Origin of the sequence: Acidovorax sp. LjRoot66, assembly GCF_964253305.1 — a bacterium.
GTDB lineage: Bacteria > Pseudomonadota > Gammaproteobacteria > Burkholderiales > Burkholderiaceae_C > Acidovorax.
In genome coordinates this window covers 257,535-274,060 of the sequence record NZ_CAXUQU020000002.1, presented here as the reverse complement: position 1 = coordinate 274,060, position 16,526 = coordinate 257,535, and the positions used below count along the sequence as shown (strand labels likewise).

Sequence of the window (16,526 nt, the reverse complement as noted above, 5' to 3'; positions counted from 1 at the left end):
GTCAGGGTGATTCGTACCGAAGCGTAGGATTGATTTTTTTCCTCATCTACTCTCGCTCGGTCACACATGAACTGGGACACGCACCGGCAGCTGCTGCCGCACCCAGTTAGAACTTACCAGCGAGCGCACGCCGTCCGCATGGACCTGAGCATTCCCATCCAGTGATCGCAAGCTCACGATCAACGCGACGTTCAGTGGCTCTGCCAGAGGCGGTTCGTTGGCACGCAACAGTGCATCCACCTGGATTGCCCATTGGTCTCCTGCGACTCCGTTTGGGAACCTCTTTCGGTGCAGCTTGACAGGGGACCACTTGCCGCCATGCTCGATCTGCGCAGCTTCATAACCTGTGGTTCCCGCCTCACCCTCCATCGGCACCTTTCCGGCAATCCTGTTGCCATTTAGCACGCCAAAGCTGACATTCGCGTTGGCGCGCACGTACTCGGCACCGGCACTGGGATCGAGTGGCGGCGAATAGGCGGCCGTGATGATCACTTCGGCCCGCAGTTTGCCGTTGTGCAACAGAGACGCTGGAATGGGATATGGAGCCTTGCGCCATTTGAAACCCGGCACGACCAAGGCCTCGAACATCATCGTGAAGCAATCATCGCTGTCATACAGCGCCGAGAGCGCATCCTTGGGGATGCCAGAGCCGTAGTAGCGCCTTTCCTGTGCTCCATAGTCCGGGGAGGCCAGCCGCGCTGCGTGGACCAGGAGCGCCTTGACCATGTGGGGCGCAACGGCGAGATCTGGGCGCCCGTCGAGGCTTTGCCAGACATGCCCGGCAACCGAACTTACGATAGGGGTTGCGAAGCTCGTGCCAAAGCTCCCATATAGCGCATCCGTGGGGTTGAGCATCTGCAGGCTGCTGGGTCCCACATTCCATTCTGAGTGCACGCCTCCACCCGCGTGCACCAAGTCTGGCTTGGGCGTAAAAACGGGACCTGGCCCTCTCCGGGAATACGGTGCGGGATGCCCTGCAGCCACTACGGCTCCGGGCGAATCCAGGTGAGCAACGGCCCCGACTGTCAGGGCGCGTACAGAATCTCCAGGACTGCTCAGGCGATCCTGGAGGTTTGGGTCAGAGACCGGCCATCCTCGACGTGGCAAGCCAACGTAGTTGCCCGCAGCGACGACAAAAAGCACTTTGTGTTGGTCGCTCAGCGCGTCCAATTGCTGTGCGAAGTAGCTGAAGTCCTGATCCCCGATTTGGCCGGCGCCAAGGGACAGGTTCCAAATCTTCACATGGGGCGCCTTGCCCACGGCATCGGAGAGGCGAATGATCAAATCTGTGACATTGCCTCCTGCCGCCTCAAGGCCGCAGGTGTCGTGAACTCTGCACCGCGTTGGGGGAAGCAAGATGTGACCATCATTCAGCAGTTTGGCGCCAGCCACGAGGGAGGCAACTGCCGTTCCATGCACATGATCGGTTTCGGGCGGTAGAACGTATGGGTCCGAGGAAGAAATCCATGGCCGCAAGCTGGTCGCGCTCGCCGCAGTGCCTGTATCGAATACGCCAACGATGGGAAGGACGTCTCCGGGAAGCGGCGGCAAGAATGGTCCCGGCACGAAGCCTGGTATAGCAGCTGTGGACTGCACCCTCGGCTCCGGAAAAATCGAGCGAAGACCTGGAAACATGCTCAGAGCTTCCAGAGCCTCATCTTTGATCGTCCCCAGGTCAACCAAAAATACTGGTGGCCCCCAGCGCTGCGGGATCGGAGTAGCAGCAATTTTGAACTTCTGAAACACGGCGCGCAGGGCATCGACATTGCAGGCGGTAGCATCCGGAGCGTGGTATCGGAAAAGGCTGAGTAACGCTCTACCGCGCCTGCGCAGTTCGGGCACTGGTGCTAGTAGACGCCGGCTCTTGTCCCAAGCTTGGATTTTCTCGATGGCAGACAGATTGGCCCGGATCTGCTGTGTATTTCTACTGAGGATGACCACAGAGAGAGTGTCGAGGCTTGCAGCGTTGGCTGCCACCAGCATCTCTTCGATGCGCCCAACTCCGGCAGGTTGAAGCTCAGCTTCTGCCACGAGTGTGTTGGGCCGGTGCGACTTGGCGATGGCAGTGTCACGCAGCTTGAAAACCAACACTCCCGGTGAGTTTGGGTAAAGCGCAATCTCGGGATGCAATGCAGTGGCTGCCGTCACCAGTGTTTCGATCAGCGCCGCCCTGTACTGCGGCGTCACAGGCACTAGTTCCTTGATGCCCCCGCCACCATTTTCTGGTGCGGACAGGTCCGCGCGTTGAAAGGGAATCCGATGGAACGGATTGTTGCTGCGCGCGCTACGCGCTCTCATCTCCTCGGTTGCCATAGATGTTCTCCTCCTCGATCGCGTTTCTGATCTGTCGCTGCGACACCCCGTATGCAGCGGCCAATACCCTCTGAGAAAAGAATTTGGGATGCCAGTGGCGCAGCCATTGGATCTCGGACTGCAAGCTGTGCAGCCTCTGCCCGTTGTTCATTGCGACTGTCAGCCCAAGGCGGCGGAAAACCTCAGTTTCCTCGACTTTCGGTTTGGCAGACAAGATGGCAGTGCGCTTGGCATCCAGGCACACTTGCTCAATCGCAGCGCCGGAAAGCCCTTCGGATCGCTGAGCCAAGTCCGAGAGATTCATTGGCGATGGGGCGTAGGCACCCAGGAACTGGGCCCACAGTTGCTCACGCAGTTCTTGATCCGGCAAAGGCATGGCTAGGCGGTAGGTGAACCGCCGCCAGATGGCGTAATCCACCAACTGGTCATGGTTCGTCGCAGCCAGCAGAATCGTCTCATCCGGCAAGGCATCGATGTTCTGCAGCAGTGCTATCACCACGCGCTGCAGTTCACCGACATCGCGTTCGTTGCCGCGGGCGGTGGCCAGAGCATCGAACTCATCGAGAAACAAGACGCATGGGACCTCCTGAGCGTAATCGAAAACGCGCCGCAGGTTGCGGCTGGTCTGGCCCAGCAAGCTGCTGATCAGAGTGTCACATCTGACGGTCAGCAGTGGAAGCTGCAATTGGCCAGCGATCCACCGCGCCGTTTGCGTCTTGCCTGTCCCCGGTGGACCGTGCATGACCAAGCGATTGGGCTGAGAGACGCCAGCGGCCAAAAGCTTGTCGCGGTGCTGGATCGAGGACAAGAAGTCTTGCAGCCTTGCTTGCAGCCCGCTGGGCAATAGCAGTTGCACAGAACCCGGTGCAGGACGACTCACGTCCACGGTATTCAACCGACTGTCCCCGTCCACCGGAAGGGTTCCAAGAGGTGCAACATGCGTCCCGAGCTGCGCCGACGCAAGCGCCGCGGGCACACGCGCGAGCCGCTCGCGAATTGCAGAGGCTTCACGACGGCTACCATCGCGCTCGAGCTTATCTGCCAGAAGGCCCGCGTAATTGGCCGCCATGCTCTGGTTGGATTTAAGAGCGCCGTCGAGGATCTTGAGGACTTCGGAAAGGTGTTCCACAGGCTGTATCGTTAATGATCCAGTTTAGTGCAAAATTGAGTCGACTTCTGGTCATTTTGATTCGATTTTTGGCCCAAGTTGCGCGCATGAAGACTGGGGCGATACGCCTCTGCGCATCTTGGAAAGCACTCTGAGCGCTGTTTTGAATGCTGGTACGCTGGCCTTGCGCCTTCTCGCCGTACCGCCAGCCGATGAGGCGGACGTCACTCCCACTAAAACACCCCCTCCCAGCGCATTACATGCCGTGGTTGGGGGTTTGCCGGGCTTTTTCTGGCATCACAACAGATAAACCCTTATTAACTGCTCCGAGTTTTCTAGAAATTTTCCCGTTTTTCTCGCAATGAATGGTATGTAATATCATGGTATGTAATACAGTACGAAAAAATCGGAGGAAGCCATGGCCAGAGCGGGGATCTACAAGTCTGAGGTGTTGCGAGCCAGGGATAGGCTGATCAGCCAAGGCAAGTACCCGTCCATCGATGCGGTGCGGGTCGAGCTGGGCAACACCGGCTCCAAGGTGACCATCCACAGGTACCTCAAGGAAATCGAAGACGAGGAAGCCACCGCCACGGCACCCAAAATCAGCATCAGCGACGAGCTTGCCGAACTGGTCGGCCGCCTGTCCGCAAGGTTGGAGCTCGATGCCAACGCACGGGTCGTTGCACTGATGGAGGAGTTCAACGCCAAGGAGGCGCAGTACAAGGCCAGCCTGGAGGCCTCCAAGAGCGAAACGGCCGCGGCCAGGCGGCAGCTGGAACAAACCCAGCTTGAGTTGGCCAGGGAACGCGAATCTCTCGAGCACGCCGGCAGGCAGTTGGCCGCCAAGGCGATCGAGCAGGCCCAACTGGTCGAGCAAACGACTCAGCTGCAGACCCGGCCTGCGAGTGCCCAAGCACACAGCCAGTCCCTGGAAGAAAAGCACTCCCACGCCAGGGAGGCGCTGGAGCACTTCCGCGAAGCGTCCAAGGAGCAGCGCGAGCGCGAGCTACGCCAGCACGAGCACCAGCTGCAGTACCTGCAGACGGAACTGACCAAGGCCAATGCGGCCGTTTCGGCCAACCAGCAGCAGATGCGCAACGACCACCAGCAGAACCAGGCGCTCGCGCGCGAACAGGCGCAGCTCAAGTCGCAGCTTCAGCAGCTACAGGCGCAGTCGCTGGCTGCACAGCAGGCTGCCGAGGGCTTCGCGGGCATGTCCCAGCAGTTGGAGGAAATGTCCGCCAAGGCTCAGGGCCGGGAGCAGGACCTTGCCCGCTTGCACACCGATCTTCAGCAGGCCACCCAGCGGAACTTGGAGCTGGAGCGGCTGCTCGCCGCGACCGCTGCGGCGGATTCGGCACGCCAGCAGCTGACAGCGGAACTGATGCGCCGCCTGGACGCTCTTCAGGCGAAGCCGGAGCCGCTCATCGCCAAAAAAACATGATGCGTAACCCGTAAACACGCCCATGTTAGCTATCACGCCCATGTTTGGACGCCAACGCGACGGCCTTCGATCTGGGATCAGAGCTGTGGCGACAGCGACGGAAAGAACTCACTTGCGGTTCGCCCCGCCGGGCGAAACCATAGTGAATTTCAGGAGGAAAGCAAAGTGGATTTTTCTGCATCCAGCACCGGGAACTGAAGGGTAAGCGAACACATTGCACCCTGGCAGTCAAGTCCAGACGCGCCATCCAACCCCGTGCGCAGGAAGAGTCTCCAGGAGGCCCCGGACGGCCAGTGAAGTACGCGCCTGGTCAGTGCGATTGCCGGACGACTCCCAGTCGCGTCGCAAAGAATTCCTTGCTTGCTCAGCCCCTTCGGAGCAAAGTGCGCTGCTGCTTCGCCCCCCGCACGCTGCGGCTGATGAGAGCGTCATTATTTCAAGGGAGATCCCATGAAATTGAACCAATGGGTCGTTCTGCTCGCGCAGGCTACAGCCTGCATATCCGTCAACGCCTCGAATGTGGACCCGAGCGAGCTCGCAGAGATGAAGAAGATCGCAATGGAGGAAGGAGCGGTGCGTGTGGCCATTGTGGCTTCAAAGTCAGCGCTTCCCCCAGCCACCGCGAACGACTATCCGGTCCTGTCCAGGGATCTCAAAACTATAACCGATTCCATCAAAGCGGAACTGGGAGACTACATGTACCGTGGAGGCTCTTGGAGCAGCCCCACAGGGCAGTTCGGTTTGACATTGAAAGCAGAAGGACTGGCCATTTTGGAAAGCAGTCCGAACGTCATCTCGTTTCGGCGGGATACCTCTGAAAAGACACGTAGCACCGCACATGACCTTGATGGCAGTTTGAGTGCGCTAAAAAAACTCATCAAGCAGAATGGAAGTGCGGCTGCTGAGGTGGTATTGAATAGCGCGACAGTGCAGTATCAAATACTGCCAGACGCAACCACGAAGATCCTCCCGTCCAAGGAGCTGGATGAGGAGTCAGAGCGTTTGATCGGTCAGATAAAAGCGGCAGATCTCCAACCCAGTCGCTTCGTCGACTCGATCAGAAAAAGCCCATCGAATCCTGCGTTGGTCTTGGCCGAAATCGACTTGGCAACGCTGATAACGCTGCAGAGCCACCCTGCAGTTCGGTCCCTTCGCCCCCTGGGATACAAGGATCCGCGCGTCGCTACTTGGTCGTCATGGGCGTTGGAGGATGCCGAGCGAGAGGGGACCGTCGAAGTCACCATCTTGATCCGGGGTGGGCTCTTCTACACCACAAAGATTCGATGGAATCCGCCGGCAGGCAGGAATAATGCAAAGGCAAACCGCCAGGCTCTTACCGAGGTTTTGGCGAACGCTGGCATCAAAGCCCAACCGGAACAGCCAGCGCGCGACACCATAGGTTCGGCACATGTTCGCTTGACGCCTGCGCAATACAAGCGGCTGAAGGACAACGATGATCCACGGATCCTGGAAGTAGCTGCCAACCGATTGGGAGGAGTCAAAGGACTCAGCGGAAGCGTTCCCTGTTGATTTCCACCCGGAACTGATCCACTGACCCCCAGGAGGTTTGCGCGGGAATCAACAATTTGACATTGGATCTCGATGACAACCCTCGCTCGCTCCGAGCTGTGACCTACAATTCTTCGCATGTCGAACCGCTTGCGATCCTTGCTGCTGGTATTTGCCTTGTTGTGGCAATCCGTTGGCATGGCCACGCCGTTCGCAGTAGCGCAACGCGCTGACCAGATGGCCCACATGGTGGTCCATACCCAGGATGTCGACCACCACCACCACGAGGATCTCTCAGCGCATGTTGAGGCATCTGGTGGGCTCGACAGCCACGAGCACGCAGACACGGGGGTCACCCCGGCCTGTTTGTTGCCCAGTGCCTCGTTGAAGGTTCCCAGCCTTCCCCCTGCAAGCCCTGCCGCGCTCATATTGCAGCGGTACATCCCTCCCTCTTTGGACGGGCTTTTGCGCCCTCCCACAGCGCTCGCCTGAGCATGAACGTCTGCTGCGCCTGAAGGGGCGCTGAGCGTTCATCCATTCCCTCCCTGACTTCTTTCGCCCAATGGCATCAGGCGCAGCGCGCCCGCTTGCGTTCGCCGGGGCCTATTCAATGTCGCGGCTACGCGCGACATCGGGCATTCGTTCGCTCATATTTTTGGAAGGCACTTCATGAACCTACCGCTCTGGTTGAAGCGGCTCGCTCCAGTCTTGCTCCTGCTGATTCCCCTGGTGGCCGTCGCGCACGGCATCTCCGAGGAGGATCGACAGCGCATGCTGGACGGTGGCTATCTTCAGTACATCGGTCTTGGCGCAAGCCACATGCTCACGGGCTACGACCACTTGCTCTTTCTCTTCGGGGTGGTGTTTTTTCTCTCGTCCTTCAAGGACGTAGCGAAATTCGTCACCGTGTTCACGATTGGGCACTGCATCACGCTGATCTTCGCCACGTATTTCAAGATCACCTGGAACTACTACCTGATCGACGCCATCATCGCGCTGAGCGTGATGTACAAGGCGTTCGACAACAACGGCGGGTTCCAGAAGCACTTTGATATCAAGTCGCCGAACCTTCTTGCTGCAGTGTTCGGATTCGGCCTGCTGCATGGCTTCGGGCTGTCAACGCGCTTGCAGCAGTTGCCGCTGGGCGACGACAGCGGCTCCATGCTGCTTCGCATCCTCAGCTTCAACCTGGGAGTAGAGCTGGGCCAGATCGCGGCTCTCACCGCCATGGTTGCCTTGCTTGCGCTGTGGCGCCACCGACCGTCCTTCAAGCGGTTCAGCTACATGGCCAACCTGGGCCTTTTCTATGCCGGGGTGTACCTGCTCTTCATGCAGTTGCACGGCTACCAGCATGACGTCGATCCAGACAGTTTCCGTTTCCCCGCCTCCGAGCATCAGCACGTCCATGAAGACATGGACATTCAGAAATCGACTGATGACAGTCGCAACACCCTTTGAACCGCTTTACCAACCGAAAGGACATCACCATGAAATATCTGATCGCCGCCGCAACCATCGTCTCCGGCTTCACCTTTGCGACCCCCGCGCTAGCCTCCGAGGGGGGCAGCTGCCACTTCCATGGCAACAAGCCCACCACCGACACGGTTGTGGTGGGATGCGCCAATCAGCGCAGGGATGCGCTGGTAGGCAGCGGCAAGCTGAACAAGCCGTGGCAGGCCGTGAAACACGACAAGGTCGAGATGGTCGACGGAAAGAAGGGCAAGGAATGGCGTGTGACGTTCAGCAACCCCGCTGAACAGGACAAGAGCAAGGCAACGCTCTACATGTTCTTCACGCCGGCAGGCAACTTCATAGCGTCGAACTTCACTGGCCAGTAATGCATGGCCGCCCCTGCAGCAGATGCGGGGCCCGCCCACGGGATGCCTGGACGGAAACCTTCCAGGCGTTCTCGCGGGATCAAAGGTACTTGGTCAAGTCCTTGAATTCGGCTATCGATGCCCGCGCGGAAGCTGCGCTTGCGCCCACGACTTGGTCCAGGCAGTTGTCGAGATGGTCATGGATCACCACCTTCTTGGCGGCGCTGATCGCGCGTTCCACCGCATGCAGCTGCTGGGCGATTTCGTTGCACGGCCGGTGGCTCTCGATCATGGCGATGACATTCGCCAAGTGGCCGTTGGCCCGCTTCAATCGCTTGACCACGTCGGGATGACTGGCATGTAGGTGTTTCTCTGTCATGCCATATCCTATCCCCTAGGATACGATACGGTCAATTTTGCTCCATTCCAACGATTCGCTGGAGGATTAGTAGCCAACGACTTCCCCAGAAAGGTCCCCCATGTTGGAAGTGCTTGCAAACAGAACCTATCGGCACCTGTTTTTCGCGCAGGTGATCGCCTTGTTGGGCACGGGACTGGCCACTGTGGCGCTCGGCCTGCTCGCATTCGATCTGGCTGGAGCAAATGCGGGCGCGGTGCTGGGTACGGCACTCGCCATCAAGATGCTGGCCTATATCGGCGTCGCGCCGGTCGCGTCGGCCATGGCAGAACGCTTGCCCCGCCGCGCGGTTCTGGTTGCGCTCGATCTGATCCGGGCAGGCGTGGCCCTCATGCTTCCATTCGTGACCCAGATCTGGCAGGTGTACGTGCTGATCTTCGTACTGCAGTCTGCATCCGCCGCATTCACGCCCACCTTCCAGGCCACCATTCCGGACGTGCTGCCCGAAGAGAACGACTACACGAAGGCGCTTTCACTGTCCCGACTGGCCTACGACCTCGAATCGCTGGCCAGCCCTATCCTGGCGGCGTTGCTGCTGACCTTTGTGAGCTACCACAGCCTGTTTGGTGGCACGGTAGTTGGCTTCATCGCATCGGCCGCTCTGGTGATATCGGCCGTGCTGCCGAAGGCCAAACTGCCACCAAAGCGCAGCATTTATGAGCGCACTACGCGGGGCCTGCGGATCTATCTGGCGACGCCGCGCCTGCGTGGGCTCCTGGCACTCAATCTCGCCGTGGCCGCAGGCAGCGCGATGGTCATCGTGAACACTGTGGTTCTGGTGCAGTCGCAAATGGGCATGACGCAGACTTCCACTGCCATCGCGCTCGCTTGCTTTGGCGCCGGCTCCATGATCATGGCCTTGCTGTTGCCCCGGTTGCTCGACCGCGTGCGCGAACGTCCGGCCATGCTCGCCGGCGCATCGGTGGTCGCGGCGGGCCTCGTGCTCGGCTGGGCGCTTGCGAACCGGTACGAGGTGTTGCTGCCTCTGTGGTTTGTGATGGGCCTGGGCTACTCGCTGGCCCAGACTCCCTCGGGGCGCCTGTTGCGCCGCTCGTCAAGCGAAGAAGACCGGCCTGCGCTGTTTGCCGCCCAATTTGCGCTCTCGCACGCCTGCTGGCTCATCACCTACCCGCTGGCAGGATGGGTGGGCGCCCGATTCGGTGTGGACGCAAGCTTTGCATCGCTGGGGATCGTCGCGGTGGCCGCCATCGCCGCGTCTGCCTGGCTATGGCCCGACCGGGAGCCCTCCGAACTGCCCCATGCTCACTATGACCTGCCGCCAGACCATCCGCACCTTGCCGGAGCAGGGCAAACCGGAGGGCGAAAACACTCCCACGCCTATGTCATTGACGACGAGCACCAGCGCTGGCCGCAGTAACCGCCAGTGCGAGCGAGCGAAGGGGCGCAAATCAGTGGGTGGCGATGCAGACTACCACGCAGGTTTTTCCGATGACGTGGCCTTGCTAGACGCGGGAGCAGGCACCGAAAGCGCGTCCAGGCCCCACATATTTGTCCCGCAACAGGATCGAAAATTCACCAGCTGGGGCACAATGATTGCCGCTGCTAAACACGGCTCCCTATGTCTACCCCTTTGCGCCAAATCCCCCTCCAGATGAACCGATCCCCGGTCTCGCTGGCGCGCGCATTGTGGATTGCCAAGTGGCTGCTGGTGCTGGTTCTTGCCTGGGACCAGATTGCCTCGCCCCTGCACCAGCACCATCACGACTCAGGAATCGACGGTTCCTGGATCGGTGCGATGCAGGATGGCGCCGGCGCCGAGGCGCTGCATGTGGACGATGGCGACAACTTGGCGCTCTTCGCCCACGCCACCATGGCCGTTCAGTTGCAAGCCGCTTCCGGTCAACTGAGTGCCGCCAGCGAACCGGTCGCTCTGTTCTTTGCCTTCGCCGAGGTCTTCGACTCCGGTCAGGTGCGGGAACCGGACGTTTGGCCGACCTACGTCGCGCCGATCTATCCATCCTTCCGAAGTCTGCCTCCAGGGGGTCGTGCGCCCCCGCTCCACACCTGAAAAGCCCTTTCTTTTGCTTTTCCTGACCGCGCGCCTGGTTCCAAGGCTGTGGTCGTTTGTGGAGTTTTCCGATGCTGTACCGTTATTCCCGGCTGGCGCTTGGCCGCCTGGCCGTTTTCGTCTTCCCTTGTCTGATCGCTGCGCCGCTGGCGGCCCTCGCGGCTGACGAGTTTCCCGTCAGCGCCGCCCAGATGCAGTCCCTGGGCGTGCAAGTGCAGCGCCTCGAAAAGTCCGGCGACTCGTCGGGCCAGGCCTATTCCGCCCGTGTGGTTCTGGCACCGGGCCAGGAGCAAATAGCCAGCGCTCCCCTTGCCGGCGTGGTCGACCAGTTGCTGGTCGCCGAGAACGATGCCGTCAAGGCCGGACAGCCGCTGATGCGCCTGATCAGCCCCGAACTCGGCGAGTTGCAACTCAAGCTGATGGAGGTCAATTCGAGTAGCCGCCTGTCGCAAAAGGCCTTGCAGCGCGAGCGCCAGCTTTTCTCGGAAGGCATCATTCCTGAGAGGCGTGTGCAGGAGGCTGAAGCCACCGCAGCACAGGACGCAGCGCGCAAGCGCCAGGCCGAGGCAGCGCTTCGGCTGGCGGGCCTGGACAGTGGGCGGATCCGCAGCATTGCTGAAGGGGGCAACGTCGAGTCGACCATTACCGTTCGCGCCAAGGCTGCGGGTCTGGTGGGAGACGTGTCCGTCAAGCCTGGCCAGCGTGTACAGCAAGCGGACATGCTTTTGCGCATCTCCAATCTCAGCAAGCTGGGGTTAGAAATCCAGATTCCATCGGCCCGCAATGCGCAGATGGCCACGGTGAAGGGCGCACCGATCACGGTGATGGGGCGAACCGGAGTGCAAGGCGAGGCGCTCAGCGTGAGCCCAATGGTCAGCGACAACCAGGTACTGACCCTGAAGGCGGCGATCACCAAGGGGGCTGAGCAGCTTCGGCCCGGGGAGGTCGTGCAGGTGCAGGTACCGTTCGCTGGCGCTAACGAAGGCTGGTCCGTTCCCCTGCAGTCGGTAGTACGACAGGGGGACAAGGCCTACGTCTTCGTGCGCACGGACAAGGGCTTCGTGGCAACGCCAGTCACCGTACTGGCCAGCGCCAGGCAGACGATGCGCGTGAGGGGCGGGCTGCAGGTCGGTCAGGAGATCGCTACCGCATCCGTGATCGCGCTCAAGGCGGCATGGCAAGGCAAGGGCGGGAGCAACTGAGATGTTGACACGCATCGTTCAATTTGCCCTTGCACAGCGGCTTTTCGTGCTGCTGGCAGGGGCCCTCCTGGCCGGAGCGGGCTGGTTCGCCTTCAAGAACCTGCCCATCGACGCCTTTCCTGACGTGTCCAGCACGCAGGTGAAGATCATCATGAAAGCGCCCGGCATGACGCCGGGAGAGATCGAAAGCCGCGTGGCCATACCGATCGAAGTGGAGATGCTGGGCATCCCCAAACAGCGCATCCTGCGCTCCGTCACCAAGTACGGCCTGGTCGATGTGACCGTCGATTTCGAGGACGGGACCGACATCTACTGGGCCCGCCAGCAAGTGTCCGAACGCTTGGCCAACATCAGCGCCGACCTGCCGCCTGGCATCACCGGCGGCATGGCCCCCGTGACGACGCCGCTGGGCGAGATGTTCATGTTCACCATCGAGGCCCCCAACATGACGCTGGAAGAGCGGCGTAGTCTGCTCGATTGGGTGATCCGGCCCGCGCTGCGCTCGGTCCCCGGCGTCGCCGATGTGAACGCGCTGGGCGGAAAGGTCCACAGTTTCGAGGTGGTCCTTGACCCCGTGAAAATGTCCGCGCTTGGCCTGTCCGCCGCGAAGATCAAGGCGTCCATCGAGGCCAACAACCGCAACGATGGCGCTGGCCGGCTTGGAGAAGGCGACGAGGTGCTGCTGGTGCGCAGCGAAGGCAGCATCCGCACCAAGGACGACCTGATGGCCATCGTCGTCAAGTACGACAAGAATGGCAGCACACGGCTGCAGGACGTGGCGCAGGTGCGGGACGGCAGCGTCACGCGCTATGGCGTGGTGACCATGGACGGCAAGGCGGAGGCCGTGCAGGGCCTTGTGCTGGGCTTGGCCGGTGCGAACGCGCAAAAGGTGGTGGAAGGCGTTACCCGCAAGATCGAGGAGATCAAGCCGACCCTGCCCGCAGGCGTCGAGCTCAAGGTCTTCTACAACCGCGCACAGTTGGTCGAAAAGGCCGTGGGCACCGTATCGCGCGCACTGCTGGAGGCGACCGTGTTGGTACTGGTGCTTCTGGGCGCCTTTCTTGGGAACATCCGGGCAGCCGTGTCGGTCGCTGTGGTACTTCCCCTCTCCGCGCTGGCCACCTTCCTGCTGATGCGTGCCGCCGGCATGTCCGCAAACCTCATGAGCCTAGGGGGCCTCGCCATTGCGTTGGGCATGCTGGTGGACGCTGCCGTCGTAGTGGTCGAGAACATCGTCCAGCACCAGGCCGCAGATGAATCCAAAGGCAAGCTGCCCCGGCTGCACATTGTGTTCCGAGCCGTGCGTGAAGTGGCGGCCCCTGTTGCTGCGGGCATCCTGATCATCGTGCTGGTGTTCCTGCCGCTGCTCACGTTGCAAGGCCTGGAAGGCAAGTTCTTCGTTCCCGTGGCCATGACCATCGTCTTTGCGCTGGCCAGCTCATTGGTGCTGTCGCTGACCATCATTCCGGTGCTTTCTTCCTTCCTGCTGACCAAGGTGGCCCACCACGAGCCATGGCTGCCGCGCCAACTGCTCAAGGCCTATGAGCCGACGCTGTCGTTCGCGTTGCGCCGTGAGCGTGTCGTGTACGTGGTGGCATGCCTGATGCTGGTGGCCGCTGCGGTGGTGTACTCGTTCGTGGGCAAGACCTTCATGCCATCGATGGACGAGGGCGACATCATCGTAGGGATCGAGAAGCTGCCTTCGGTGAGCCTGGAAGAAACGGCTGCGCTGGACCTCAAGATCCACCAGGCGCTGATGAACAACATCCCTGAGATCACGGGCGTGGTGGCGCGTGCGGGATCCGACGAAATCGGGCTCGACCCGATGGGCCTGAACCAGACCGATACCTTCCTGGTGCTCAAGCCACGTTCGGAATGGAAGGTTGCGAACAAGGAGGCGCTGATCGAGAAGATTCGCGGCGTCCTGGACCAGCTTCCCGGAATCAGCTACAGCTTCACGCAGCCCATCGACATGCGCGTCTCGGAGATGATCATCGGCGTGCGTGGCGACATCGCCATCAAGGTGTTCGGCTCCGATCTGGACAAGCTCAATGAGCTGGCTGGGCAGATCGAAGGCCTCATGAAGCAGGTTCCGGGCAACCAGGACGTTTACACCGTGGAGAACGATGGTGTGCAGTACCTGCGTGTCATCGTGGATCGCTCAGCCGTGGGGCGCTATGGCCTGTCCATCGAGGATGTCCAGGACGCGCTCAGGGTGCAGGTCGAAGGCCAGCGTGCGGGAACGGTGATTGACGGGAACCAGCGCATTCCCATCGTCCTGCGCGGAGCCGATGGCGTGAAGGTCTCGCCGTCGGAGTTCGCCGCCCTCACGATCACCACGCCGGACGGCATCAACGTACCTCTTCAGGAGCTGGCGAAACTGGAGCGCGACAGCGGCCCAGTCAAGATCGACCGGGAGATGGGCAGCCGCTACAGCGTCGTGATCGCCAACGTAACGGGGCGCGACCTGGTCGGCTTCGTCGAAGAAGCCAAGGCGAAGATCGGTCAGGCAGTGCAGTTGCCCACCGGTTACCGCATTGCCTGGGGCGGCCAGTTCGAGAACCAGCAGCGCGCGGCCGAACGACTGACGCTGGTGATTCCGCTGTCGCTCGGAGTGATCTTTCTGGTGCTGTTCTCCACCTTCGGTTCGGTGCGGCAGGCCTTGCTGGTGCTCAGCAACATCCCTTTTGCGTTGGTCGGGGGCATTTTCGCGTTGTGGCTGACGGGCGAGTACCTTTCAGTGCCGGCATCCGTGGGCTTCATTGCACTGCTGGGCATCGCAGTGCTCAACGGCGTGGTGCTGGTCAGCTACTTCAATCAGCTGCATGCGGAAGGCTTGTCGCTTGTGGAGTGCGTGACCCAGGGCTCACGCCGAAGACTGAGGCCGGTGCTAATGACCGCAGCGATTACAGCGTTTGGGCTCATCCCCTTGTTGTTCGCATCTGGCCCCGGCTCCGAGATCCAGCGGCCGCTGGCCATCGTGGTGATCGGAGGCCTCATCACCGCCACCGCGCTGACGCTGATTCTCTTGCCGATTCTTTACCTGCGCTTCGCCCATCCCAAGAGGCCAAACGAAGCGCCTGCACAGGAGGCAGCACATGCCTAAGCATTGTCTTTCACTGGTATGCAGCCCGGATATTGCCGAGAAGCTGCTCGATGCTTTGCTGACGGCTGTGTCAGACCAGGTCTTCACGAGCACCCCCACCTTCAGTCATGGCACGCCGCACGGCCGCCTTTCTGGGGTGGAACAGGTCATGGGACGCAGCAGTTCCGTGCAGATCCAGCTCATCGTCACGGAGGAGCAATTGAACAACACGCTGGTAATGGTGCACCTGAAATTCAAGGGCACGGGGTTGTGCTACTGGGCTTATGAACTGAGCGCTGAAGGGGTAGTGGAATGAAACAGTGGATTGCTATTGCGGGAACGGCCGTACTGATGATTCTGAGCGTACCTGCCGGTGCGTGGGTGACCGACTCCGCGCCCGAGTTGCTGCCAACACCCCTGGTCCGCCAGGCGATTGACCAGGACCCTTACGTAGTCGAAGCGCGCCGTGCCCTCGCTGCGGCTGGGCATGGCGCCGCGGCGTTGCGGTCCGGCTCGCACGAATGGACTACCCGGGCCATCGTGCAAAGCCGACGGTATGACGCCGGCGGGCGCTCCAACGAATGGGAGGCCGGCCTTGAGCGTGCTTTGCGGATAGGCGGCAAAGCCAGGCTGGACGGCGACATCGGCGAAGTAGAGATCGCAATTGCGCAGGCAAAATTGGGCGAAGCGATCCATGAGTCCGCGAGGGCGCTTGCCGACCTGTGGATGGATGTTATCGCCGCTCGCCGGCTCAAGGAGGTGATCGGTGAGCAAAGGGGCTTTGCACAGGAAAGCCTCAAGGCCGTAGAAAGCCGCCGCAAAGCGGGGGATGCCTCGTTGCTGGACGTCAACCTGGCCACGACCGATCTGGTTGAGATGGACCGTCAGCTCAGTGCTGCAGGGACAGCCGAGGCAAAGGCACAGGCCAAGCTGAACTCGCGGTTTCCTCTGATCACGGAGCTTCCAAAACTCACTGTTGATCCCCGGCCGCTGGAGACTGGGCAAGCGCAATGGCGTGAGCGCATCCTGGCCGAGAGCGATCCGATCCGCATCGCCGAAGGGCAAGCCCGCAAAGCCGCTCTGTCAGCGGACCGCATGCGAGCCGACCGAACGCCGGATCCCACGGTGGGGGTCTTTGTCGCTTCGGAGGCCAGGCGCAGCGAGCGCATCTACGGCGTGAGTGTCAGCATCCCCTTGGCCGGCACCTACCGCAACGAACGCATGCTGCAAGCCCTGCAGGAGGCGGAAGCCGCCCGCGCACGGCTAGATGGCAAGCGTCGCGAGATGGAGATGGAGGTCGCTGAGACCTACATCGCCGCCATGGGCAGCTTCGAGCGCTGGCGCCTGACCTCGCAAGGGCTGTCGGCGACCCAGAGCAGCGCCCGTTTGACCCAGCGAGCCTACAGCCTTGGAGAGGTGGACTTACAAGGCCTGCTGCTGGCCCGTAAGCAAGGCCTGGATGCCACCATGGCTGCCGAGCAGGCCCGCATCGAAGCCCTGCGTGCGCAGGGCCGGCTGATGATCGACGCCCATTTTGTCTGGGGGCTGGAGGAAGATTGATGCTGCGCCAGCGCTGGCATGCGCGCCGCATGCCATGCACG

The 16,526-nt window shown here is 61.1% G+C and carries 13 protein-coding genes; 10 read left to right on the top strand and 3 right to left on the bottom strand.

Features of this window, described 5'->3' with window-relative positions; translation table 11 throughout:
- Window positions 1-60: 60 nt before the first annotated feature.
- Complete coding sequence (gene iteS, locus ACSQ3Y_RS33640) at window positions 61-2,313, bottom strand: S8 family anti-phage peptidase IteS (protein WP_436180382.1); 2,253 nt, start codon at window positions 2,311-2,313, stop codon at window positions 61-63.
- A complete protein-coding gene (gene iteA / locus ACSQ3Y_RS33635; RefSeq protein ID WP_409956373.1) occupies window positions 2,285-3,442 on the bottom strand; it encodes an anti-phage ATPase IteA in 1,158 nt (385 codons plus the stop codon). The genes iteS and iteA overlap by 29 nt, the downstream gene beginning before the upstream one ends.
- A 397-nt stretch (window positions 3,443-3,839) precedes the next feature.
- Here iteA and ACSQ3Y_RS33630 point away from each other — a divergent pair, with 397 nt between their 5' ends.
- The 4 genes from ACSQ3Y_RS33630 (at window position 3,840) to ACSQ3Y_RS33615 (ending at window position 8,212) form a co-directional block, all read left to right on the top strand.
- Window positions 3,840-4,865: a DNA-binding protein gene (locus tag ACSQ3Y_RS33630; protein WP_436180381.1), complete on the top strand. Its 1,026-nt coding sequence runs from the start codon at window positions 3,840-3,842 to the stop codon at window positions 4,863-4,865.
- Between the two features lie 450 nt (window positions 4,866-5,315).
- Complete coding sequence (locus tag ACSQ3Y_RS33625) at window positions 5,316-6,395, top strand: hypothetical protein (RefSeq protein WP_436180380.1); 1,080 nt, start codon at window positions 5,316-5,318, stop codon at window positions 6,393-6,395.
- A 648-nt stretch (window positions 6,396-7,043) separates the two neighbouring features.
- Window positions 7,044-7,832, top strand: coding sequence for a HupE/UreJ family protein (locus tag ACSQ3Y_RS33620; protein ID WP_436180379.1), 789 nt, complete (start codon window positions 7,044-7,046; stop codon window positions 7,830-7,832).
- A 29-nt stretch (window positions 7,833-7,861) separates the two neighbouring features.
- Window positions 7,862-8,212 (top strand): DUF6488 family protein, encoded by a 351-nt coding sequence (locus ACSQ3Y_RS33615; protein WP_121420053.1) that lies wholly within the window; start codon window positions 7,862-7,864, stop codon window positions 8,210-8,212.
- A 79-nt stretch (window positions 8,213-8,291) separates the two neighbouring features.
- Here ACSQ3Y_RS33615 and ACSQ3Y_RS33610 read toward each other — a convergent pair whose 3' ends face one another.
- Window positions 8,292-8,570 carry a metal-sensing transcriptional repressor gene (locus ACSQ3Y_RS33610; protein ID WP_121420054.1) on the bottom strand — a complete coding sequence of 93 codons (279 nt, stop codon included), beginning with the start codon at window positions 8,568-8,570 and terminating at the stop codon, window positions 8,292-8,294.
- Between the two features lie 100 nt (window positions 8,571-8,670).
- On the opposite strand from ACSQ3Y_RS33610, the gene ACSQ3Y_RS33605 reads away from it, so the two are divergent.
- The 6 genes from ACSQ3Y_RS33605 (at window position 8,671) to ACSQ3Y_RS33580 (ending at window position 16,485) form a co-directional block, all read left to right on the top strand.
- Window positions 8,671-9,987 (top strand): MFS transporter, encoded by a 1,317-nt coding sequence (locus ACSQ3Y_RS33605; RefSeq protein ID WP_436180378.1) that lies wholly within the window; start codon window positions 8,671-8,673, stop codon window positions 9,985-9,987.
- Window positions 9,988-10,221: 234 nt separating this feature from the next.
- Complete coding sequence (locus ACSQ3Y_RS33600) at window positions 10,222-10,638, top strand: hypothetical protein (RefSeq protein WP_436180377.1); 417 nt, start codon at window positions 10,222-10,224, stop codon at window positions 10,636-10,638.
- A 71-nt stretch (window positions 10,639-10,709) separates the two neighbouring features.
- Complete coding sequence (locus tag ACSQ3Y_RS33595) at window positions 10,710-11,840, top strand: efflux RND transporter periplasmic adaptor subunit (protein WP_436180376.1); 1,131 nt, start codon at window positions 10,710-10,712, stop codon at window positions 11,838-11,840.
- 1 nt (window position 11,841) lies between these two features.
- Entirely contained in the window at window positions 11,842-14,946 is a 3,105-nt protein-coding gene (locus ACSQ3Y_RS33590; RefSeq protein WP_436180375.1) for an efflux RND transporter permease subunit, read from the top strand.
- Complete coding sequence (locus tag ACSQ3Y_RS33585; protein ID WP_436180374.1) at window positions 14,939-15,241, top strand: DUF3240 family protein; 303 nt, start codon at window positions 14,939-14,941, stop codon at window positions 15,239-15,241. The genes ACSQ3Y_RS33590 and ACSQ3Y_RS33585 overlap by 8 nt, the downstream gene beginning before the upstream one ends.
- The gene (locus ACSQ3Y_RS33580; protein ID WP_436180373.1) at window positions 15,238-16,485 is read left to right on the top strand and encodes a TolC family protein; all 1,248 of its coding nucleotides are present in this window, start codon (window positions 15,238-15,240) and stop codon (window positions 16,483-16,485) included. The genes ACSQ3Y_RS33585 and ACSQ3Y_RS33580 overlap by 4 nt, the downstream gene beginning before the upstream one ends.
- The last annotated feature ends 41 nt before the right edge of the window (window positions 16,486-16,526 follow it).